The organism is Sphingobacteriales bacterium (assembly GCA_016700115.1).
In the GTDB taxonomy this organism is placed as follows: domain Bacteria; phylum Bacteroidota; class Bacteroidia; order Chitinophagales; family UBA2359; genus UBA2359.
Map to the genome: position 1 here is coordinate 2,488,342 of CP064999.1, position 23,417 is coordinate 2,511,758.

General features: G+C 41.1%; 20 protein-coding genes, 3 tRNA genes and 2 pseudogenes. 11 read left to right on the forward strand and 14 right to left on the reverse strand.

The genetic code is table 11. From position 1 onward, the window contains the following. Positions 1-32: 32 nt before the first annotated feature. From IPM47_08885 to IPM47_08940, 12 genes and pseudogenes are all read right to left on the reverse strand, one after another. Positions 33-512 carry a T9SS type A sorting domain-containing protein gene (locus IPM47_08885; GenBank protein QQS31018.1) on the reverse strand — a complete coding sequence of 160 codons (480 nt, stop codon included), beginning with the start codon at positions 510-512 and terminating at the stop codon, positions 33-35. A 139-nt stretch (positions 513-651) separates the two neighbouring features. After that, entirely contained in the window at positions 652-825 is a 174-nt protein-coding gene (locus IPM47_08890) for a T9SS type A sorting domain-containing protein (protein ID QQS31429.1), read from the reverse strand. Between the two features lie 211 nt (positions 826-1,036). Beyond that, positions 1,037-2,539: pseudogene (locus IPM47_08895) on the reverse strand (IS1182 family transposase). 100 nt (positions 2,540-2,639) lie between these two features. After that, entirely contained in the window at positions 2,640-4,484 is a 1,845-nt protein-coding gene (locus IPM47_08900; GenBank protein ID QQS31019.1) for a PKD domain-containing protein, read from the reverse strand. A gap of 78 nt (positions 4,485-4,562) precedes the next feature. Beyond that, positions 4,563-5,042 (reverse strand): T9SS type A sorting domain-containing protein, encoded by a 480-nt coding sequence (locus IPM47_08905; GenBank protein ID QQS31020.1) that lies wholly within the window; start codon positions 5,040-5,042, stop codon positions 4,563-4,565. Between the two features lie 158 nt (positions 5,043-5,200). Then, positions 5,201-6,238 carry a T9SS type A sorting domain-containing protein gene (locus tag IPM47_08910; GenBank protein QQS31021.1) on the reverse strand — a complete coding sequence of 346 codons (1,038 nt, stop codon included), beginning with the start codon at positions 6,236-6,238 and terminating at the stop codon, positions 5,201-5,203. 344 nt (positions 6,239-6,582) lie between these two features. After that, positions 6,583-6,837 (reverse strand): transposase, encoded by a 255-nt coding sequence (locus IPM47_08915; protein ID QQS31022.1) that lies wholly within the window; start codon positions 6,835-6,837, stop codon positions 6,583-6,585. Beyond that, on the reverse strand, positions 6,804-7,688 hold the full coding sequence (locus IPM47_08920) for an IS4 family transposase (GenBank protein QQS31023.1): 885 nt from the start codon (positions 7,686-7,688) through the stop codon (positions 6,804-6,806). The genes IPM47_08915 and IPM47_08920 overlap by 34 nt, the downstream gene beginning before the upstream one ends. A gap of 61 nt (positions 7,689-7,749) precedes the next feature. Then, positions 7,750-8,661, reverse strand: coding sequence for a hypothetical protein (locus IPM47_08925; protein QQS31024.1), 912 nt, complete (start codon positions 8,659-8,661; stop codon positions 7,750-7,752). 60 nt (positions 8,662-8,721) lie between these two features. Further along, positions 8,722-9,249, reverse strand: coding sequence for a T9SS type A sorting domain-containing protein (locus tag IPM47_08930; GenBank protein ID QQS31025.1), 528 nt, complete (start codon positions 9,247-9,249; stop codon positions 8,722-8,724). Between the two features lie 212 nt (positions 9,250-9,461). Then, the gene (locus IPM47_08935; GenBank protein ID QQS31026.1) at positions 9,462-10,043 is read right to left on the reverse strand and encodes a hypothetical protein; all 582 of its coding nucleotides are present in this window, start codon (positions 10,041-10,043) and stop codon (positions 9,462-9,464) included. 31 nt (positions 10,044-10,074) lie between these two features. Further along, the gene (locus tag IPM47_08940; protein ID QQS31027.1) at positions 10,075-10,755 is read right to left on the reverse strand and encodes a DNA alkylation repair protein; all 681 of its coding nucleotides are present in this window, start codon (positions 10,753-10,755) and stop codon (positions 10,075-10,077) included. A gap of 154 nt (positions 10,756-10,909) precedes the next feature. On the opposite strand from IPM47_08940, the gene IPM47_08945 reads away from it, so the two are divergent. Then, positions 10,910-12,100, forward strand: a complete 1,191-nt coding sequence (locus tag IPM47_08945; protein QQS31028.1) for a VWA domain-containing protein — start codon at positions 10,910-10,912, stop codon at positions 12,098-12,100. Positions 12,101-12,132: 32 nt separating this feature from the next. Here the strand turns inward: IPM47_08945 and IPM47_08950 are convergent, their stop codons facing one another. Further along, positions 12,133-14,403: a hypothetical protein gene (locus IPM47_08950; GenBank protein QQS31029.1), complete on the reverse strand. Its 2,271-nt coding sequence runs from the start codon at positions 14,401-14,403 to the stop codon at positions 12,133-12,135. Between the two features lie 559 nt (positions 14,404-14,962). Between IPM47_08950 and IPM47_08955 the strand changes: the two genes are divergently transcribed. The 4 genes from IPM47_08955 to IPM47_08970 all read left to right on the forward strand — a co-directional run bounded on the left by IPM47_08955 (position 14,963) and on the right by IPM47_08970 (position 15,716). Further along, positions 14,963-15,202, forward strand: a complete 240-nt coding sequence (locus IPM47_08955) for a hypothetical protein (protein ID QQS31030.1) — start codon at positions 14,963-14,965, stop codon at positions 15,200-15,202. A 123-nt stretch (positions 15,203-15,325) separates the two neighbouring features. Next, positions 15,326-15,398: transfer RNA gene (locus tag IPM47_08960), tRNA-Lys, on the forward strand. 59 nt (positions 15,399-15,457) lie between these two features. Next, positions 15,458-15,546 (forward strand) — tRNA-Ser (locus tag IPM47_08965). 98 nt (positions 15,547-15,644) lie between these two features. Continuing rightward, positions 15,645-15,716 (forward strand) — tRNA-Asn (locus tag IPM47_08970). 84 nt (positions 15,717-15,800) lie between these two features. Here the strand turns inward: IPM47_08970 and rlmB are convergent. Beyond that, complete coding sequence (rlmB, locus tag IPM47_08975; protein ID QQS31031.1) at positions 15,801-16,580, reverse strand: 23S rRNA (guanosine(2251)-2'-O)-methyltransferase RlmB; 780 nt, start codon at positions 16,578-16,580, stop codon at positions 15,801-15,803. 109 nt (positions 16,581-16,689) lie between these two features. Between rlmB and IPM47_08980 the strand changes: the two genes are divergently transcribed. The 6 genes and pseudogenes from IPM47_08980 (at position 16,690) to IPM47_09005 (ending at position 23,123) form a co-directional block, all read left to right on the forward strand. Next, positions 16,690-17,037 (forward strand): phage holin family protein, encoded by a 348-nt coding sequence (locus IPM47_08980; protein QQS31032.1) that lies wholly within the window; start codon positions 16,690-16,692, stop codon positions 17,035-17,037. Positions 17,038-17,072: 35 nt separating this feature from the next. Next, a complete protein-coding gene (locus IPM47_08985; protein QQS31033.1) occupies positions 17,073-18,080 on the forward strand; it encodes a DUF3667 domain-containing protein in 1,008 nt (335 codons plus the stop codon). Between the two features lie 460 nt (positions 18,081-18,540). Beyond that, positions 18,541-20,044: pseudogene (locus tag IPM47_08990) on the forward strand (IS1182 family transposase). A gap of 273 nt (positions 20,045-20,317) precedes the next feature. After that, positions 20,318-20,968, forward strand: a complete 651-nt coding sequence (locus IPM47_08995) for a T9SS type A sorting domain-containing protein (GenBank protein ID QQS31034.1) — start codon at positions 20,318-20,320, stop codon at positions 20,966-20,968. Between the two features lie 89 nt (positions 20,969-21,057). After that, positions 21,058-22,590, forward strand: coding sequence for a hypothetical protein (locus tag IPM47_09000; GenBank protein ID QQS31035.1), 1,533 nt, complete (start codon positions 21,058-21,060; stop codon positions 22,588-22,590). 284 nt (positions 22,591-22,874) lie between these two features. Next, on the forward strand, positions 22,875-23,123 hold the full coding sequence (locus IPM47_09005) for a T9SS type A sorting domain-containing protein (protein QQS31430.1): 249 nt from the start codon (positions 22,875-22,877) through the stop codon (positions 23,121-23,123). Positions 23,124-23,417 lie beyond the last annotated feature (294 nt).

Genomic DNA, 23,417 nt, shown 5'->3' on the forward strand with positions numbered 1-23,417 from the left:
CTTTATTTATAAGCAAGGTCTTTAAAAAATCGCTATTTACCGATAATTGTAAATTTACCAACAATAGGCATATTGCTATTGCCTTTGATGTGGTAATAATATAGCCCGCTTGACCAGTTACCAATATCTAAGGTAAATAAGGACTTTTTGTTGTTTAATGAACTTTCCATTTGTAGATTACCCTGAGAATTAAAAATCTGTAACTTATAGTCTATATTTTTTTCAGGAAAATACTGAATAGAAAGTATATCAGTTGTAGGATTGGGATATACAATAACCTTCGGGTCTTTTACATCATTTTTATTTTTAAAATGTACATTCCAGTTTCCTATATTTTCGGCTATTATGGAAGGAAGTTGAGGCAAGGCAAGTATTATTTCTTCACCGAAGGCTGTATATAGAATTACTCGCGCATCCATTGCAGCAAGGGTATTGGTCGCTGCAATTTCTCTTACCAATGCTTCTTCTTCGGAGGTGATATCGAGGTAAGTTCGGTTGATTTGAGAATCCATAATTTTTTACAATTTGGTTCGTACAAATATAGTTGTTTTGATGATTGCCTGTATATGCCAATCCTTATAGGTTTGGCAAACCTATAAGGATTTAAACACGCCACCTTTCAGGTTTTTACTTTTCACTTTTGGTTTTTCACTATCTCACCACCGCCACCTTACCCCGCGCCAACACACTGCCCGCCTGCTCGACCACATAGAGATACATCCCAACCGGAAGATGCGCCACTGAAATGGTTTTATGGATTTCGCCTGCACCAAGAGTAGTTTGAAGCACGGTTTGACCGGTGAGGGTGAGGAGCTTTATTTCTATGACGCTGCCTTCTGTTACCCCTAAATCCCCTGTTACCCCCCAGGAGGCTGTCTAAAAAGCATCCACATTGTGGGTTAATTTAAGCTGATAATTAAGCGGCTATGTCCCATGCACTATCAAAAATGATAAAGTGGAGTACTATTGCTTGATTTTGGTCGGTATATGAGGGATTTTGACCGTTTTTTTGTGCATTTCCCTTCTTCTTTGCCAATTTTCTCAAGTTATGCCCTATTGCCATTAACCCAAATTCAATAGCAACCTTATCAAGCCCCCTTAATGTGAACCTTGTGAACTTGTTGTTGCTTTTCATTTGTCCGAATGCTGCTTCTACTTCTACCGGTCGTTTGCTCCGGTAGTATAACCCTTTTGGGGAAGTAAGCAGTTCTCTTGCTCTGTCTCTGTGCCGGTTCAGATTATGGCTGACTTCCATCCTTCTGTTTCCGGGTGAGTTGTGGCACATTTCCCGCATCGGACACCCTTCACAATGTTTGGCTTCATAATAATGCAATTCTGATTCATAACCATTGGAACTTATCCGTTTGCCTTTTCCGGCGAACTCCATCCTTTTATCCATCGGACATACATAATAATCTTCCTGTTTGTTGTAGTATAAGTTCTGAACCAGAAATGGATTATTCTTTTGAGCCTTTTTTGCTCATGGTGGAAATAATTGTATTTCACATAAGCGGCTATTTGTTTGTTTTCCAGCATTTCGTAATTCTCTTCGCTTCCATAACCTGCATCGGCTGATATTTCTTTGCTTTGGGTTTCGTATTGTTGTTCAAAACCGTCGAGGTGCTTTTCTAAAGTCGTGGTGTCGCCAGGCGTTTGGTGGATGCTGTAATGGGTAATGAACTGATCTTCGGTACTGATTTGTGCATTGTAAGCCGGTTTCAGCTGACCGTTTTGCATGTGGTCATCTTTCAAGCGCATAAAGGTAGCATCCTCATCTGTCTTGCTGTAGCTGTTCCTCCCGCCAAGCGTTTCCAACTGTTGCTCATATTGCTCCAATTTGGGCAGGTGTTCTTCTGCCAACTTTTTAACTGCTTTTGGATGGTTTTGTCTTTGTCTTTTATTTCGCTGTTCAACTTTGACAGCATTTCTTTTAGCTCTTTGCTGTCAATGGCTTTGGAGGTATCCTCCCCATCCGGTTCCGATTGGTCTTCTTTAATCTGTGATTCTATTACCGACAAGATTGCCTGTATTTTCTTTTCCAATTTCGCTTTGTTTTTCTCTACACTCCCTTTCCACACAAAACGATAACGATTGGATGCCGATTCTATCTTCGTACCGTCTATGTATTGGACTTCAAGGCTGACATATTTCAACTTCTGTAACATGCGAACCACATCCCCGAACAACTGCTGAATACTCCCCTTCAGCCTTTTGCCCCGCAAATAATTGATGGTTCTGTAATCGGCAGGCTATTCCCCGAAAGCCACATAAAATGAATGTTTTCATGTAACGCTTTTTCGATTTTACGACACGAATAAATATTGTTTAAATAGGCGTAGAACAATACTTTTAACATCATGCGGGGATGATAACTCGTCGTACCTCCGCCTTTATATTGCTTGATTATGTGGTCTATATCCAAACCATCCACCAATTCATTTACTAACATAACGGGATGGTTTGCCGGTATCTTGTCAAAAATGTTTTCAGGAAACAGGCTTAACTTATTGGCGGGTATGGCTTTAAATTGTGGTTTCATTTCGCTTGTTTTTATTCCTAAAGTTACAGTTTCTTTCCCTCATAAAAAAATATTTAAATCACTTTTTTTGATTTATGAGAACTGCTTTTTGAGGGGCTTTTTAGACAGCCTCAGTTAAGCTTTCGGGTAAGGTAAAGGTAAGGGTGTTTTGGGCGGGATTGGGGTAAATATGTATGGTTTTCTCCCCCTTTAGGGGTTCGGGGGGTGATAAACCGGGGGGTGAAATGCCTACCGTCTGCACAACCACCTCCTGCGTGTAAACCGAAGTATCGGCGCAAACGACGAGAGTGAGGGTAACGGTGTAGCTGCCGTTTTCTTCGTATTCGTGGGTGGGGTGTTCTGCCGATGATGGCGGGCTGCCGTCGCCAAAATCCCAAACATAGTAGCCGCCTTGCTCGGTGTAGCTGTTTTGGCTTAGGTTGGTAAATATGATAGAACCGCCGAAATCCTGGTAACTAAATTCTGCCTGCGGATTGGGAGCGAAGCCGAAACAAACGGATTGGATTTGTGTGGAGGTGTCGTTGCAAACGATGGCTTGCAGGGTAACGCCGTAGATGCCCTCTGTCTGGTAGGTGTGGATGAGCGTATCTTGGGTGCAGGGGGCGTAACCCTGCCCACAGAGGAACGGCGGGCTGCCATCGCCCCAATTCAAAACATAGTAGCCGCCGTCTATGCTGTCGGGGTAGGTGTATTGGCTTTGGTTGGTAAACAAAAAATGGCTTGGTAAATCGGGGTCTTGGGAGATGGCAAATGCTGCCTGTGGCACAGTGAGCAAGCCCATGCAGTTGGTTTTGACAATGTAGGCAAGGGCATTGGTAGAATTTTCTGCCCTACCTACCACGACAAAGCCACCTAAAGGCTGAGGAACTGGGGTGAAATCATAGCCATAATCGTGATACATAGGGCTTCCGTATTTGCGTACCCACATTAAATTTCCTACAGAATCTACTTTGGCTATGAGCATATCGGTTCCAGAAACACCATAGGATTTAATGCTGCCGATGCAAACAATGGCATTGTCGGGCAATACTGTAACAGTTAAAAAACTACTTATTTGCTCATTAGGGAAGTACTCCCTACTCCATATCGAATCTCCCATTACATCTGTTTTTAGGAGGCGCGCATTTCCATAATTGCTTGAACCACAAAGAACAAAACCATTATCAATTGTGGCTGCCAGACCTAATGCAGCGGCTCCGCCGTTTCCCGTATTGAAGCTGTAAACTTTTTCCCAATCTAAGATACCATTAGCATTTAATTTTAGAAACAAAAAGTCTCCCAATGATGGGGCATGTACGTTTACATACCCTGCCGCATAACACCCGCCATCAGGAGCGGGCAACACGGCGCGGAACGAACAGTTATAAGGATACATCCAATTGGTGTATTCCCAAAGTTTTTCGCCTTCAGTGGTAACTTTAGTGAGGTATAGTTTTTCTCTATTGGGAGTAATGAAGGTGGGAATATAGTTGCCTGCCACATAATAACTGTATTCAATATCTGAATAACAAATAACACCACCTCCGCTTTCAAAACCATTTGCCCCTATGTTGTATTGAGATATAGAGTTTCCGTTTTCATCAAGTAAATGTAAATAAGTGTGGTAAGGACCGAAACAAGTATCGCAATTGGATTTAAAACCCACTAAAGCATATCCATTATCGGGTGTTTTAATTAAATCTGAAAGAGAGTAGTAAGCATTATTTAAATCGAAAGATGTTATTTCTTCGGCAATATCGCTTATTGTCAAAAACCGGGCATGATGAAATAAATCAGAAGAAACAAAATAACCAACAGAAATAGCATATCCGGTATCAAGCGCAATAATGTTCTGTGCCGATTGAACAAATGTCCACCCAAACTTCTTTTCAAAATACTTCAGATTGTTCTGAGAATGAAGATTGAAACAAAGGCAGTAAAGAAATAACATTAAAACCAACTTCATTGTTTTCATACCTAATTTGACATTAACAAATCCAGTTTACTAACACTGTAAACGGGATTTGTTGGAATTTGATGAATGTCACTTTATAATTATTAGTTTTCCGACTTCAAAAACTGCATCGTTTTTAACAAGGTAGTAGTAATAAATGCCGTTGTTCCATAAGGTAGTGCTTAGGTTATAAATACCTGAGCCGAAAAGTCTTTGCGTATTGATTAGTTTACCGGTCATGTCGTAAAACAGTAACTCGTGCGGTTGAGCATTTTCCGTTTGGAAATGAATAAAAACTTCATCTTTGGCCGGATTGGGTGAAATGTTTAAAGGCACTTTTGCTGTTGTTTGTACCCCTTGTTTATAATTGATAAGCATTTGCCAGTTAGCTGACATGAGTTCGTCGGGCAGTGGCGGCAGGTTTTGTTCAAACTCTTGCCCCATAGCAAGGTATAGCAAACTGCGGGCAGAATATGCCATATTTGTTTGGCTTTGAGCGATGGTTTGTAACAATGCTATTTCTTCGGGGGCGAGTTGTAATGTGGTTCGCGCAATGGTTGTTTGTTTCATGTTCCGGTATGATTTGGTTCTTACAAATATAGTTTGTTTGTTTAACTCTTTGCACACGGAATTGTAATTTGGCGGGAATTTGTTTCGCCAAAACCATGAGGTTTTAAACACCCTGCCTTTCAGGTTTTCACTTTTCACTTTTAGTTTTTCACTTTTCACTATCTCATCACCGCCACCTTGCCCCGCGCCAAAGCAACACCGCCATCCTCAACCACATAAACATACACCCCCTCCGGAAGATGCGCCACCGAAATGGTTTTATGGGTTTCGCCTGCACCCAACGTGGTTTGAAGCACGGTTTGGCCGGTGAGGTTGTAGAAACTTACCTCTAAATCCTCAGTTACCCCTAAATCCCCTGAAGGGGACTTTGAAACCCGATGAAAGGTTAGGGTGTTTTGGGCGGGGTTTGGATAGACTTGCAATATGTCAGGAAATTCCCCTCTTGAGAGGGGCAGGGGTGTGTTCCCCACCGTTTGCACAAACACCTCTTGCGAATACACCGAAGTATCTCCGCAAACAACGAGGGTGAGGGTTACGGTGTAGCTGCCGTTTTCTTCGTATTCGTGAGTGGGGTGTTCTGCCGATGATGGCTGGCTGGCGTCGCCGAAATCCCAGAGATAGTAGCCGCCTTGCTCGGTGTAGCTGTTTTGGCTTAGGTTGGTAAAGATGATAGCACCGCCGAAATCCTGGTAACTAAATTCTGCCTGCGGATTGGGAGCGAAGCCGAAACAAACGGATTGGATTTGGGTGGAGGTGTCGTTGCAAACTATTGCTTGGAGGGTAACGCCGTAGATGCCCTCCGTCTGGTAGGTGTGAATGAGCGTATCTTGGGTGCAGGGGGCGTAGCCTTGCCCGCAGAGGTAGGGCGGGCTGCCATCGCCCCAGTTCAAAACATAGTAGCCGCCGTCTATGCTGTCGGGGTAGGCGTATTGGCTTTGGTTGGTGAACAGGAAACGGCTTGGTACATCGGGGTCTTGCTCTGTGGTAAATGCAGCTTCCGGCATAGTTAGCAAGCCCATGCAGTTGGTTTTGACTATATAGACATCGGCACCTGATGCAGGTTCTGTGCGACCTACACACACAAAACCGCCCAACGGTTGCGGAACGGGGGTGAAATTGTAGAAATAATCATGCTGTACCCCATAATCATAAAACCGTGTCCATAATGGTTCTCCATCGCTACCGCGAACTTTCATGATGAAGGCTTTTGTATAACTTCCCGCGACATCGCGTTTGCCTCCTATACAAATAAAGTTGTCGCCATCCTGAATAACCTCTCCTATATATCCCCCGCCCGAACTTTCAGGAAAATATATTCTATTCCACTATTAAACGGGTAATCTTTAAAAAACGGCAAAAAACAATTGTAAGCCCTTTATTTTCAAGGAATTTTTCCAAGCCTTCAAAAACCTACCCCCCTCTATTTTAGAATAAATCAATTTGGATACTAGGCGATTTGTTTCGTTTTTTGAGCTTGCTGTAAGCTCTTCGGCTGTTTTGCACCATCCAAAATATTTCAAGATAACTGATTAGATGAATTCTAATGAGTGCTGCAATGGTTGAAAAGGCTTTTTTGCTCTCTGATTTTACCCGAAGCACTTGCAGTAAAAGTTGTGCAATCAGGGTACACCAGATTTGAGTTTTGATGCCGTTCTCTGTTTCCGGAATAAAAGTAATGCAGCTGAAAATTCTGCTTGAGCTTCTTGAAAAGCAACTCAATGTTCCATCGCAGCTTGTATAGATAGGCGACTTCTTCATGGCTTATCTCAAAATTATTGGTGATAAAGTCATACATACGCCCTTTTCATCCCTGTAAGTTACCTTTCGAAGGCGCAAAGTCTTTTCTTGTTTATCTTCTTTGTATGCAAGTAAGATGCGTTCTTCCGACAAAACACCCGCTTGGTTCTTTGCCGGCTCTGCTGTAAATAAAACTTCCTGTGTCTGATAAACAGCATTCTTTTTCAAACGGCATACAAAATTGATTTGTCGTTCTGTCCATTGAGCAAATTGAAGATAATGGTTGTAAGCCCTGTCAAACACAACCATGCTGTGAGGCGACAGATGCAAATATTGCAGAAAATTCTTGTCATGCTGTTTAGCTTCACTGATTTTTACAAACTCTGGCGTATCACTGTGGGCATCAATCATCATATGAACTTTCAGTCCGCCTTTTTTCTTCCCTTCATTCTTGAGATTGCGACCAACTCCTTTCATAATGTTCGAAAATAGGCGTATCGTACTTGAATCGAAAATGAAAAGTTTGGAAAAGGAGACATTCCCAATCCGGCTGACCGACAAAATAGGCTTAAAATGCTCGAGTAACATAAAATAAACGGCTTGGTAAAATTCATTGTCTCGACCTCTAAGACCATCGCCTGCCGTACTCTTTGCCGGTGATTTATCCATGCCCAAATGATTGAGTTTGCCTGTTAAACCCTGCATACCATCACAGATTTCTCCCATAGAATCACATCGACTCAATATCCCGAATAGCATCGTAACAAGTTGTGTCCACGAATCATAGGTCTTGTAATAATGATCTGATTGGTACTTATTAACAAGCAAATCAAATTTGTTGCGTGGAACAAATTCTAATAACTGTTTGAATATCGGCTGACCGACTAAATGCTTATCTTTGTCTCTCATATTTTTAGTTTGTAGTAGAACCAAAATATGAAAAAAGGAGCTTGCCCCGATGGGCAGCTCCTTAATTTATTTTTTGTCGGTTAGTAGTGATTCTATTCCATTGTTCATATGCAAGAGAATCCAAACACAGTAAAGAAGGATATTTCTTACTATTATTTACAGCGCCCGGCAAATTGCTTCCTCCGGCTATTAAAAACCCTCCGTTATCTATCTGCAAACCATCTGTGCTTTGATCTTCATATCCTATGCTATAAGTATTACTCCACTCTTTATCGCCCAATGCATTAATTTTTGCCAAATAAAAATTCCCAAAATAAAAAGAAGGATAAACATCTACCATGCCTACTGCATAAACTCCGTTGTCAGGTGTTGGTAGTAGTTTAACTATCGCATTCAAGTGGTCATAATCATCATAATATCTTCGCCAAACCACTTCTCCGTTGGTCATCTTAATGAGCAACATTTGGGTATTGGTACCGCTATACCATGTATTCCCACCTATATAGTAGGTATTGCTATCGGGGTAGTAGAGTAAGGCAATGGCATTGCCTTCGTAGGGAAATTCTCGTAAATCGTAATTGTTCAGTATGTTGCCTTCATGATCTACTTCTAAAAGATAGGGGTAGCCATAATTACTACTATCCCAATCAGTCGTCCACCCACAAATAGCGTATCCATAAGGGGTCGTAATCATTGACAGAATAACAAACTCTCCAACATCATAGCCATAGTCTATTTTTTCAATATTATCAAGATTTATATCAGTTAGTAATAAAAAAGTTTTTTCGTTAGCACTAACAGTTTGATGTGTGCCGCACCATATTGCCATTATACTGTCGTTTGAAATGTGTATTTCTCCGGCAGATTGGGTTAATGCGCCAAAGTTTTTTGTTTTTTCGTAGTATTTATTCTGAGCCTTGGCAACCGAATAGTAGAAAAGTAGTAGTATAAGAAGATACGCTGATTTGTACATGCTTTTGTTTTTAAAACAAAGTCCCTGCATAAACACATGCTGGGACTTTGAGGTGAAAAACTATTTGTTGGCAACTATCAGTTTACGGCTGATATTTGTTTGTTGGCTGCCCAATAAACGGCAGTAATACATACCGCTTACCCATTGACTGATATCTATACTGAAACTTCCGCTTTCCTGAAGCATCTGTTTATAAACGGTTTTTCCGCTTATATCATACACCGTAAATATTGCATGTTCTTCATCAGGTAGGGAGTAGTTTATCAAAACGATATTAGTGGCGGGGTTAGGCACGATGCTACATACATGGGTATCGGGTTGGTTTTTAAACTGCAATTGCAACTGCGAGATGCTTTCGGCAATAACTTGCGGAAACTGTGGCAAATTTATATAAATTTCCTCGCCATAGCCTATGTAGAGTGCTACCCGAGCATCCATTGCAGCAAGGGTATTGGTCGCTGCAATTTCTCTTACCAATGCTTCTTCTTCGGAGGTAATATCGAGGTAAGTCAGGTTGCTTTGCGCCAAAGCGGTTTCTAACTGAACGAGCTGTTTAAATCTATACGAATCTTCTTCCGTATCGGGCAATGCGGTTGCAAGACTGCTTGACCTAAAGCCGGAATCAGGGAAAGGATTTTTTCATTACGCATAAAATGGGGTTTAAATGCTGTTTAAAAAATGTTTCGTTAGTTGGTTTGTTTTCCCCAATGTGTTTTTTTATGATGGTGTAAGATAGTGAATTGATTTATTGCTTGTATCAACAAATTTAAAAAAAATTTTGATGCTTACTTTTTTCTAACTTACACACTTTTTAGGGCAGTTGCTATCATACCCAAAATTTCCAACCGAAAACGGGTCATTTCCATGTGGAAACGGGTCATTTCCATGTGGAAACGGGTCATTTCCATGTGGAAACGAGTCATTTTCAACCGATAATGGGTCATTTTCAACCGATAATGGGTCATTTTCAACCGATAATGGGTCATTTTCAACCGATAATGGGTCATTTTCAACCGATAATGGGTCATTTTCAACCGATAATGGGTCATTTTCAACCGATAATGGGTCATTTTCAACCGATAACGGGTCATTTTCAACCGATAACGGGTCATTTTCAACCGATAACGGGTCATTTTCAACCGATAACGGGTCATTTTCAACCGATAACGGGTCATTTTCAACCGATAACGGGTCATTTTCAACCGATAATGGGTCATTTTCAACCGATAATGGGTCATTTTCGACCGATAACGGGTCAGTTTCAACCGATAACGGGTCATTTTCAACCGATAATGGGTCATTTTCAACCGAAAACGGGTCATTTCCAACCTGAAATATGGTTCAATACCATGACAAAGAGAACTGTTCGACAGATCTGACAATTGCCGACGAATAGCGTCTAACCAATAATCACTATTTTTTTCGGTTCAGCCATTTCATTCCTTCCCGTTTGCTCAATGGGGGCAGATTGTTTTGATTGATAAAATCGGTTACTAATCGGGGATTGCTTTTTGAATATTCCCTGAGAGCCCAACCAATAGCTTTTTGAATAAAAAACTCTTTTGAAGTTGCACATTGGTTGATATAGTCAAACAAAAGAGGGGCATTGGTTTTATCTCTATATTTTAACTGAAATAGGATAGCAACCCGCTGAAGCCAAAAATCAGAACTTTTTATCCAAACTTCGGGATACTGGCCGATTGCTTCGGGATTTCGTTTAAACATTTCACCTGCCAATCTTCCGGCAATTGTATCTACGGTATCCCACCAGGATTGATGAGTGATGAGATATTCTATCAATGGAAAATGAGAGGGGTTAAGTTTTTTTACATTTTTTTCGAGCAAATCCAAAGCTGAATAATGTGCTTCCCGCTCTTTTTCATTCCAAAGTTCCTTAACAATTGTTTCCAGCTCACTCATAGGAGGCAAACCATGTTCTTTGTAGTACGTTTTGACCAAATCGGTGCGGTCGGGAGATTTTATGCCAAAATAAGGAAACTTAAAACGCATGTATTTCGACATAGGTATTGCTTTCTTTTCATCGGCATGTTGAGCCAGCCAATTGTACAAGCCAATGGAATAGGGATGTTGCATACAAAAGGATTTATTCATTCAGTGTTGTTGCCAAAGTACGGTTTTTCAAGTATAAAACGGTAATCGCCAAACCAGATTCCTAATTCAGGGTAAATTGATTACCTTTGGAAATTCTTGGGTTCATTATTTTTTGCCCTGACTTTTAAGCTGATTTATGTTTTTAGATTTTTTCTTGTTGCTTAAAACCAACGGGTTACCGGTATCGCTAAAAGAATACCTCAGCCTTTTGGATGCGCTCGATAAAGAAATAGGTGCGTACAGTACGGAGGATTTTTATTACCTCTGCCGGACGATTCTGATTAAAGATGAAAAATATTTAGACCGTTTCGATATAATTTTCAGCCACTATTTTAAAGGAACAGAAGTCCTGCAATTTTCTCCCGAAATGCTGATACCGGAAGAATGGCTGACCCCCAACCGGTTGTTAAACCTTACTGATGAAGAGAAAGCCCTGATCGAAGCAATGGGTGGATTGGATAAACTGATGGAGCGGTTTGAAGAATTGCTGAACACACAAAAAGAGCGACACGAAGGAGGTAATCGTCAAATCGGAACCGGAGGGACTTCCCCTTTTGGAGCAAATGGCTATAACCCGGAAGGTTTTCGGATCGGGCAAGAAAGCGGAAGAAACAGAAGTGCAATAAAAATTTGGGACCAAAGGAATTTTAAAAACTTTGACGATCACACCGAACTGAATACGCGTAACTTTAAAATGGCTTTGCGCAGGTTACGGGTATTTACAAGAGAAGGCTTTCCCGATGAACTGAACATTGACGGAACGATTCATAAAACCGCTCACAATGGCGGAATTTTGGATTTAGAGATGATGCCTTCCCGTCAAAACAAGGTAAAGGTTTTGCTTTTTTTGGATGTTGGTGGCTCAATGGACGAACATTCCCGCCTATGTTCTGAACTGTTCTCTGCTGCTAAATATGAGTTTAAGCATTTGGAGTATTTTTATTTTCACAACTGCATCTACGAAAACCTTTGGAAAGACAATACCCGAAGACAAGATCGCATTTCCACTATGGATGTCCTGCATAAATATAACAGCGACTACAAAGTAATAATAGTGGGAGATGGGTATATGTCGCCTTATGAAATAACTCAACCTGCCGGAAGTGTTGAACATTACAATGATGAACCGGGTATGGTTTGGCTTCAGAGAATTAAAGACCAGTATCCGTTTACGGTTTGGCTGAATCCTTCACATTACCAGTACTGGGACTATGCAACTTCCATTAAAATGCTCCGCAGACAGTTTGACAACCGGATGTTCCCACTAACTCTTGAAGGCATTACGCTGGCGATGAAAGCGCTTAAAAACCGGAAACTGACATTTTAAAGATGTCAACCATTTGGTATTTAACCACGCCTCTATTTTAACCCTTCGTATTCACACCGGTCTCCATAAAAACCGGGTTGGCAAATACATTTCCCGGTTTTTGGATCGCAGGTCCCATTATTCTTACAAAATACATCTTTACACAGATTAGGCGGAGTTTGACATCTGTCGCCGCTAAAGCCATTTGTACAATTGCATTTCCCAGTTTTTGGATCACAGGTGCCATAGTTCAGACATTTTACATTTTTACAAAGATCGGGAGGGGGAGTTTGACATTTGTCACCGGTATAACCGTTTTTGCAATCGCACTTGCCGGTTTCCGGATTGCAGGTACCGTTTCTGCCACAGTTTACATTATAACACAAACCTGATTTGAGCTGACATCTTTTGCCTGAATAACCGGGTTTGCAATCGCAAACTTTGGTAACGGGATTACAAGTACCATTTTCTGTGCAACGAAGCTCGGCACAAATATCTGTTTTTTGTGGCGGATGTTCGCATCTCAAGCCGGTATAGCCGTTTTTACATTTGCAAATTCCGTTCAGACAAGTTCCGTTTAGTCCGCAATTTATATTTATACATGGATCGGTTTGTGAAGGCGGAGTCTGACAATGGGAACCTTTATAGCCATTTTTACAAATACAAATCCCATTTACACATTTGCCGTTGAGCCCGCAATCAATGTCTTTACAAGGGTCGGACGGAGCAGGCGGTGTTTGGCATCGGTCGCCTGAATAGCCGTTTTTACAAATACAAATCCCATCCACACAATTGCCGTTGAGTCCGCAGTCAATGTCTTTACAAGGGTCGGAAGAAAAAGGCGGTGTTTGGCAACGATCGCCTGTAAAACCGTTTTTACAGATACATATTTTGTTTATACAAGAGCCATTAAGTCCGCAATAGTTATCATGACAAGTACAATCATTCTCAAGGCAAGGATAATCAATTGGGTTCCATATTGCTTGCCAACCTGATTGATTGGTTGCCCGAATTAAGCGGGTTTCTTGCCCGTTTTTTCCTACTGTGGCAATTCCGTTTGAAAAATTACCGACTTTATCGTACATCGGTTTGGTACTTTCAATTCCCCATTTGTTGACAAAACCCCATTGCCCATTTTTCTTTACCGCTATTCGTTCGTCTTGTAACATACGGTGTTCGTCATAAGCCAATTTTAGATAAACAGAGGTTGTCCAATCGGTAAAGGCAAACATGGCAAAAGCAGGAAAAGCTAATATGCCAAGTAATAATGGCAATATAATTTTAGATAATTTTCGCCTGTCATTTTTATTGCTGTCATCAACCTCTTTTAACAAGTTAACAGCGCTGAAAGGTATAGTCTGATTCTCGGCTACCTGCCATGATTCCTGTTGCTCTACTATAAAGGTCGAAACCATGATTTTTTTGTCTAAAACCACGATGTTTTTAAAGGCCAGCTTGTCTAACTCCGGAATTCTGACCATGACGGAGATTTTCAGCCATAAACTGTGAACACCTTCCTTTAACGGCTTAATGCTATATTGCCAATCGGTATAACCGTCTTCTTCAATTGCCTGCTCTAAATCACCGATTAAGTTTATATCAAAATATTCTCCATCAGTATCGTCAATAATCTCAGCTTTCATCAGGCTGTCAATCCGAATGTCCTGAATGTTTGCTTCGCTTATATTTTTTATGCCTTTTTTTAATTCGTCTAAGGAAATTTCTTCAGGAGCAATCCTTATCAGGCAATTATGCCGTTTGAGCAATTCCATCTGTTCCGGTATGAGATACAACACTTTTCCTTGTTTATACTTGTTTTTTGTGTTTTTTTTCTCATATCCACTCAAATCTGAGGCAATGCCCTGGTTATTCAATTCATCATCAACCCATTCGATGATTTTAGAAGCTACATGAACATAAAACTTATCCGGATTTTTCCAGTAACCTATATCATCACTCCAGACCCCATTTTTGGGCAGGATGAGTCTTTTATCAAAAAGTTCTTCGTCCCATAGCGTTTCTCTGATAATGATAGGGATTACTTTTACCTCCTTGTCTTTAAAGTGCTGCAAATTGGGGAGCATCTTGTTTTGGTAAAAATCAGAGGCTACCATATCTGCACTTAACATCAACAGGATGAAGTCAGCCTGTTCCAGTTCTTTAGCAAGTGTTACTTCTTTGTTTTTTCCGAATTCAGTTCTGTCTTCGTACCAGAAATGAATATTTGGATTGCGATCCAAAACAACTAAATGTTTTTGCAAAGCTTCGAAGTAGCTGTTATCATTTGGAGCAAATGCAATAAAGACATTGACCTGATTTGCCATCTTCAACAATTTTGGAAGGAATTGAAGCGGAAATATAGTATATAAGCTCCAAATTATTTAACCATTGCAGGATTCAGTAAACAATATAAAGGATATAGGCGAATTAAACATCCAATATAAATTTGATAGAATCGGGAAACAACGGAACTTATTATATAAACTTGTTGTTACGGGATAAAACAGGTTTTAAAAAAAACAAAAATTTTTTACAAATTATTAAACCCGGCTAATCTTTAAAAGTCTATGATGACAAACAGACAAATAAAGAAAAGAAGATAACAACCTTTTATCGGAAGTCATATCAAAAAAAGATTTTTAAATCAGGTTGTTAGAAAAAGTGGAAAAAGACAGTAAGATGAAGAATTTCAATAAACGCTATATACAAAGTTTGCTATTCCGGCAATACACCCAAAAAGTAGAAGGTAATTAATGCCTTATGCTCATTGTATGTCAACGCCCGCTTTGTTTTTAGCAGTAACCAAAAACAAAGCGGGCGTTTTGTTTTTAACAAAGCCCATAAAAACAAATACTTTTTTAAACTCTAAAAATCCAAAAAACCATGAGAACTTCAAGCATGTCCCAAGCCGCAATTTTTGTTATCGTAGCCGTTCAGGTGTCTCGTTTTGTAATCAATGCCAATCAATTGGCCTCAGCACGTTTGACCGCAGGATCAGTGAACAACAGTCATCGTCCGACTTCTTTTGCTCCTAAAGCAATGATTGTAAATGCCAATGCCATAAAAGCAAGTTGGATAAATCAGGAATATGCCATAAAGGGCGAAGGTGCGAGATACGGATAGTTATTGTTCTTCTGAGTATCAAACCGGATAAACCGCAAGGCACTTACCTTTAACAAAGTGGCTTGCGGTTTTTTCTTTTTTCTGTTTGTTATACCTGTAGTTTTTTGGGAAACATCAGATTTTGCGTCCGTAGCTCAATAGGTCGAGCATCGCACTTTTAATGCGAGGGTTGCAGGTTCGAGACCTGCCGGACGCACCTAATATTTGACTGCTTATCTGACGATAATCGAAAAATTTTTTAATAAATATAACTAAGGAAGTAATCCGGCCGGATGAGGAGACTGTCTTGAAAACAGTTAATTCTGTTAGTACCAGAATTGTGGGTTCGAGTCCTACTGCTTCCGCATAAAAAAAGAAATAGAGTTTAGGAGATTCAATAGGATTTCCTTCTTAGTAAAAAAGAATTTTACCTCTGTTTTTAAATCTGTTTGATTCCCGGATAGGGTGTGTAGCTCAGTGGTAGAGCATCCGGCTGTTAACCGGATGGCCGCAGGTTCGAATCCTGCCGCGCCCGCTTTTTTTCTTTTTTATCCGGGCATAGCATTTACCACTTCGGGCAAAAAAAAAAATCAAAAAATCTAATAGAATTGCCTGAAGTCTAACCCATTTGAATCAGTCTTTGTCGCAAGGTTTCATACAAAATGATTCCAGTTGCAACGGAAACATTATAGGAATTGAAATTGCCCGTCATAGGGATTTTTGCCTTTTCATTTGCCATTTTCATAAAAACAGGACTGACTCCTTTCCCTTCAGCACCCATAATAATAGCTGTCGGAATTGTCAGGTCTGTTTGATGTATCCATTTTTGAGCGCTAATATCCGTTGCAATCACCTGAACCCCGTTTTCCTGCAGGTAATGAATTGAGCGATCTAAAAACCTGACCTTACATACCGGAATTTCATACAAAGCCCCCGATGATGCTTTAATAGCTTCCGCACTGATGGTCGCTGCGCCTTTTTGAGGAATGATAATTCCATTTACCCCTGTACAGGCTGCCGTTCGTGCCATTGCCCCAAAATTGCCGACATCAGTGATGCCATCGCAAATCAATAATAACGGAGGATTGGCTGAATTATATGCTTCCGACAAAATGTCTTCCAATTCATAGTATTTAATCAGTGAGGTAAAGCCTGCAACCCCCTGATGGTTTTTGTTGCCTGTAAGCCGGTTAAGCTTTTCGATCGGAACCATCTGAACCAACGTTTCCTGCTGATGGGAATATTGAAGAATTGTTTTAATAGCATCGCCGCCAAGTCCTTTTTGAACAAACAGTTTTTCAAACTCTTTGCCGGCTTGAAAGGCTTCAATGACCGGATTACGGCCATAAACAAGATTGTCGGGCAAACGATAGACATAAGATTCTTCCTGAATAGACATGGTGTATGTAGGGATTAAGCCACAAAATAAGTCAAATTGATTCATTGAAGTTACAATCTGTACAAGTACAATTGTATTTCAGTATCTTTAATCCAAATTTGTTTGAACTATGAAAGATTTTATTGTTGCCCTTTTGGTAAACGGGTTATTGGTTTATGTTTTAGGATTATTGCTGCCGGGCATCTCTATTAACAGTTTTTTCACCGCTGTTTGTGTGGGGTTTGTGATGGGGGTAATCAACTATTTTGTCAAACCAATTCTTGCCACACTCACTTTGCCACTGACTATACTTACTTTTGGTTTGTTTTTGCTTGTATTAAACGGGGCATTAGTCATGTTGGCCGGTTACATCGTTGATGGCTTTTCGATAAATGGAATGATACCGGCCATACTATTTGCAATCTTGTTTTCGATGACCAATACGATGTTTGGAATTCCAAAAGTCATTGGTAAATAAGAAATTGAATTTTGACACCATAATTTATATTGAAAATGGCAGTCCGAAAGCAAAAAAGCCCGATATGCAAAAACTGCAGCTATGTTTTTGCAGAAAATCAACCGGATGAGTTTTGCCCTCAATGTGGGCAGGAAAACAATGAACGTATTGTGTCTTTTGGCAGATTTCTGAAAGACAGTATCAATATGTACCTTGTTTTAGACTCGAAGTTATTGGTTACCATTGGTACGGTTTTGTTTATGCCGGGCAAATTGAGCCTTGCATTTTCTGAAGGTAAGATTGCACGTTATCTGGTGCCTTTCCGCTTATACTTTATCATCAGTTTAGTTTACTTTTCCTTTTTTTCGGCAAAGCTCTTGTCTTTGGTCGAAAATTCTGAGCCGATATCTGCCATAAACAATTTGGATGTTCCGGTTATCAATAACGATGGAATCGAAATTAATCTTAAGGACAGTATTTTGAATGAGGTAAAAGTTACCCAATCGGGCAGTATTAACTTTTTGGATGACAAAATATCTATTGACAGGGTCATTGCACTTGCAGATAAATACGACACCAAAACTACTATGGATTCTCTGAAAAAGGAATATCCCTATTTTAATGAAAATCCGTTTGCTACTACCATCACCACTCAGCTTGTAAAACTATACAAAAGCAGAGGAAAGGATTTCTTACACTATTTTATAGGTGCACTTCCTTTTATGATGATTTTGTTAATGCCCCTTTTAGCGTTGTTTTTTAAACTCCTCTATATCCGTAGAAATAGGTTTTTTGTAGAACACCTCACCTTTTTTATTCATTTACATTCCTTTTTATATCTGCTTTTGTCCATTTACATGTTGATTTGGGGCTTTAATGCCAAATGGATGTTTGGGCCTATATTGTTGAGCGCTGTATATTTATCTTTGGCGATGAAAAAAATGTATGGGCAGGGGTGGGGTAAAACTCTTTTCAAACAGGGGATATTTATGTTTTTTTTCTATCCGTTGTTTTTGTTTTTTTATTTGCTGGCTACCTTAGCCGTTTCTTTTATGTTGTTTTAATATGGTTTTCATATTTATATCAACCCGCTCTCATTGCTCCTTAAAGCCTGAACAAACAGGCTTTATGAGATATTTTAGAGGTTGCAGTAAGTTGGCAATCCCTTACTGCCCAACTATGTCCAAATATACAGGCAAGGGAAATTGTCGTTAGCGTATATGCTCCGCCCCTCCCGCCCGGCGTGTATCTCTACGCCGCCGAACAAGGGGGTGTGGTGGTCGCAAGGGGGAAAGTGGCGGTGATGAGGTAGGGATTTTTACCCCCTGACCCCCTAAAGGGGGAAACTCCTCCTCGTTCACCCTAAACCTGCCCAAAACACCCTAACCTTCGCCCTGCCCGGCGGGTCAAAGGAGGCTGTCTAAAAAGCCCCTCAAAAAGCAGTTCTCATAAATCAAAAAAAGTGATTTAAATATTTTTTTATGAGGGAAAGAAACTGTAACTTTAGGAATAAAAACAAGCGAAATGAAACCACAATTTAAAGCCATACCCGCCAATAAGTTAAGCCTGTTTCCTGAAAACATTTTTGACAAGATACCGGCAAACCATCCCGTTATGTTAGTAAATGAATTGGTGGATGGTTTGGATATAGACCACATAATCAAGCAATATAAAGGTGGAGGTACGACGAGTTATCATCCCCGCATGATGTTAAAAGTATTGTTCTACGCCTATTTAAACAATATTTATTCGTGTCGTAAAATCGAAAAAGCGTTACATGAAAACATTCATTTTATGTGGCTTTCGGGGGAATAGCCTGCCCGATTACAGAACCATCAATTATTTTCGGGGCAAAAGGCTGAAGGGGAGTATTCAGCAGTTGTTCGGGGATGTGGTTCGCATGTTACAGAAGTTGAAATATGTCAGCCTTGAAGTCCAATACATAGACGGTACGAAGATAGAATCGGCATCCAATCGTTATCGTTTTGTGTGGAAAGGAGTGTAGAGAAAAACAAAGCGAAATTGGAAAAGAAAATACAGGCAATCTTGTCGGTAATAGAATCACAGATTAAAGAAGACCAATCGGAACCGGATGGGGAGGATACCTCCAAAACCATTGACAGCAAAGAGCTAAAAGAAATGCTGTCAAAGTTGAACAGCGAAATAAAAGACAAAGACAAAACCATCCAAAAGCAGTTAAAAAGTTGGCAGAAGAACACCTGCCCAAATTGGAGCAATATGAGCAACAGCTGGAAACGCTTGGCGGGAGGAACAGCTACAGCAAGACAGATGAGGATGCTACCTTTATGCGCTTGAAAGATGACCACATGCAAAACGGTCAGCTGAAACCGGCTTACAATGCACAAATCAGTACCGAAGATCAGTTCATTACCCATTACAGCATCCACCAAACGCCTGGCGACACCACGACTTTAGAAAAGCACCTCGACGGTTTTGAACAACAATACGAAACCCAAAGCAAAGAAATATCAGCCGATGCAGGTTATGGAAGCGAAGAGAATTACGAAATGCTGGAAAACAAACAAATAGCCGCTTATGTGAAATACAATTATTTCCACCATGAGCAAAAAAAGGCTCAAAAGAATAATCCATTTCTGGTTCAGAACTTATACTACAACAAACAGGAAGATTATTATGTATGTCCGATGGATAAAAGGATGGAGTTCGCCGGAAAAGGCAAACGGATAAGTTCCAATGGTTATGAATCAGAATTGCATTATTATGAAGCCAAACATTGTGAAGGGTGTCCGATGCGGGAAATGTGCCACAACTCACCCGGAAACAGAAGGATGGAAGTCAGCCATAATTTGAACCGGCACAGAGACAGAGCAAGAGAACTGCTTACTTCCCCAAAAGGTTATACTACCGGAGCAAACGACCGGTAGAAGTAGAAGCAAGATTCGGACAAATGAAAAGCAACAACAAGTTCACAAGGTTCACATTAAGGGGGCTTGATAAGGTTGCTATTGAATTTGGGTTAATGGCAATTGGGCATAACTTGAGAAAATTGGCAAAGAAGAAGGGAAATGCACAAAAAAACGGTCAAAATCCCTCATATACCGACCAAAATCAAGCAATAGTACTCCACTTTATCATTTTTGATAGTGCATGGGACATAGCCGCTTAATTTTCAGCTTAAATTAACCCACAATGTGGATGCTTTTTAGACAGCCTCTTTAGGGGTAACAGGGGATTTAGGGGTGACTGGCAAGCACTTATGTCCAAACAGATTTTACAAACCGTATCATTTTTTCTATCTTCACACAAAAAATATAACGCAATGATACTATTTGTCCTTTACAACTTCCTGCTATCCGAAAACACCCCCTTTGCCCTGCGCAGTTTAATCGGTCAGAAAGCCGGCAATGGCAATATTGCCGATGCTCAAACCCTTTTGAACAGCCTGCCTGCCGATACCCCCGATGAGCAGGACTATAAAACCGTGCAACAAATCAATCTTCAACGCCTGTCGGCAACCGATACTTTTAGCTTGAGCGAACCCCAGTACCAAGCCCTGAGCAATATAGCTGAAAGCTACCAAAACCAAGCCCCCGGCGCACAAGCCCTGCTAAACCTGCTGACAGGCGAGCAGTTTGAATGGCTGATACCTACCGAAAGTGGCAAAACCTCATCAACACCCCCCTACCCAAAAGTACCTCTTACAGACCTCAAAACCGCCAACCGTCTTTGGGTGCAGCCCAACCCCGCCAAAGAGCAGGTAACAATTAGCCTACCCCTTTTCCTTACCGAAAAACAATCTACCCTGCAACTGTATAATGCCCAAGGCAACATTGTTCAGCATATACCCATACCCGACGGTGAACAGACCCTCACCCTGCCCACCACATACCTGTTAAATGGTGTTTATTTTCTTAGCTTAATAACTGATGGCGTTCGTATAGCACAGACCAAACTGGTTATTCAGCATTAAACCATCTCAATTTCTCCGACAGTTTCCACAACTCATATTGTGTAAATTGTTGGGGATTTTTTCAATATCAAAGTAAAACTTTGGCAGCAATGAAAAAACTCAATATACTTCACCTATTTCTGCTGTATTATTGTTCTTGTTTGTCCTTGCATGCACAAGACTACTACATAAAAACCATTAGCATCACTGGCACCAGTTCAGATAATGGGTTAGATATATTGGCTAATGAAACGGGATATGTTGTTATGACAGGGTCAATTACTGTATTAGGCGGAAGCGGCATTTTTAGAACCAATTTAAACGGAAACCTTCAGTGGAGTACCGTTTTTTATACTTATCCTTTCGACTCCGGGGTTAATAACCTAATACAATTACCAAATGGGAACTACTTAGTTAGCGGAGGGCATTATACTGCCGTATTAAGTAGTCAGGACCTATATACCGTTATAAGCGCAACAGGTGATAGCATAAAAAGTTTGTCGCACGGCAATGAACTACAGAATAGTGCGCCATTTAGCATATTAAATGGTGATAACATAGTTTCGTTTACTACTTTTGGCAGCAATACTTCAAGTCTTAATAATTTATTGCTTAAGTTAGATACAAACTTATTGATTTTAAGACAAGATACCATTTCGCCGATAGAGGGCTATATTTTTAATAGTAGTAGTGAAATCCTCCTCCTCCCCACGCAAGAGTATATATTAGGAATAGGTGCGCAAAACGAACCCGACAAAATCTATGGCTACCTCCGAAAAACAGATACCGTTGGCTACACTATTTGGGAGCAAGCCATTAACGATGTGTATATGGGTGTGGCTAATATGCACTTGGCAACCCTTAAAAACGGCAACTTTGTAGTTTCTTGGGGCGTAAAACTTGGAGGAGCAACACAAGACCGGGGATCCTTTTTTGTCAGGTGCTATAATGCAGAGGGGGACAGTCTTTGGCAATATACGTTTGCCAGTGTTGATTATATTAGAAACATACAAGACCTGTATGTGTGTGCCAACGGAGATATAATAGGCTGCGGTTACACCTTGGAAGCATATCCCGAATATTTAACGGGTTGGATATTCAGACTTAGTCCGCAAGGCGAGTTGTTCTGGTCCCGGGAGTTTGTGTATTGGGAAGCATTGGGACATTATATGCCTTTATATGCGGTCACCGAAGACCCCTACGGCGATATAGTGGCCACGGGCTATGCCAACCGCCCCGACCCCGAAACCGGTTTTTGGAAAGGTCAGGCGGTCTTGTTGAAAGTAAATGCCATGGGTTGTTTTGGCGAGGGCGGCTGTACCGATACCGCCATTGTCCACTCGGTAGTAACGGGCATGGATACCCCGCCGCCACAGGCAGGTAGCGACGTTGCGGTTTCTCCCGTAAAAGTAACATGGTTGGGCAACGGCGAGTTGGCAGTATTTTACAACCTGCCCGCCCATCCTGCGGCGCAGTTGCACTTATACGACATACAAGGCAGGCATATCGCCACCCAACCCCTTCCGCCCTACGACATCTTTACCCCCCTCCAAACTCCGCCCCTGCCGCCCGGCGTGTATCTCTACGCCGCAGAGCAAGGGGGTTTGGTGGTCGCAAGGGGTAAGGTGGCGGTGATGCGGTAGGGATTTTTACCACCTGACCCCCTAAAGGCTAATCTTGTAGAGGTTTTTCTCCAGAAGATTTTTGCACAGAGAAAAATAATATACTCTGTGGTTCTCTGTGCTGCCTCTGCGAACCTCTGTGATTAATAATTGCCGGGAATAAAGCAATAAAGCACCGGTACTCCGAAGCATCCTCAATTCCGGCAAAAGTCGGCACACCAACCAAACCCCTGCAAGATTAACTCTAAAGGGGGAAACTCCTCCTCGTTCACCCTAAACCTGCCCAAAACACCCTAACCTTCGCCCTGCCCGGCGGGTCAAAGTCCCCTTCAGGGGGCTGGGGGGTAACAGGGGATTTAGGGGTAACAGGAGGCGGAGGCATAGCAATAAAACTTCTCTCCCTCACCGGCCAAACCGTGCTTCAAACTACTCTTGGTGCAGACGAAACCCATAAAACCATTTCGGTGGCGCATCTGCCGGAGGGGTTGTATGTTTATGTGGTTGAGGATGGGGGTGCTGTATTGGCGCGGGGTAAGGTGGCGGTGGTGCGGTAGCTTTTGTTTAGTATTCGGAAGAGGCAATCCTTATAGGTTGCCAAACTTATAAGGATTTTGCAAAATAATTTCCTGTCAATCTGCAATTTCGAGTACTGCGAGTTAAACAAACGATATATATGTTCAAACAACTCAAACGGGTATAAAACTAACGAGAATGAATCAGCCGTATATTCAGGTCGCATTTTTTAAAACCCTAAAACTACACGAATCTGAAGTAGCAAACCGTGGCAATAAGAACCATAATCTTTGTTAAAACAAATCTGGCATTTGTCACAAAAGCAAAGAAATTTT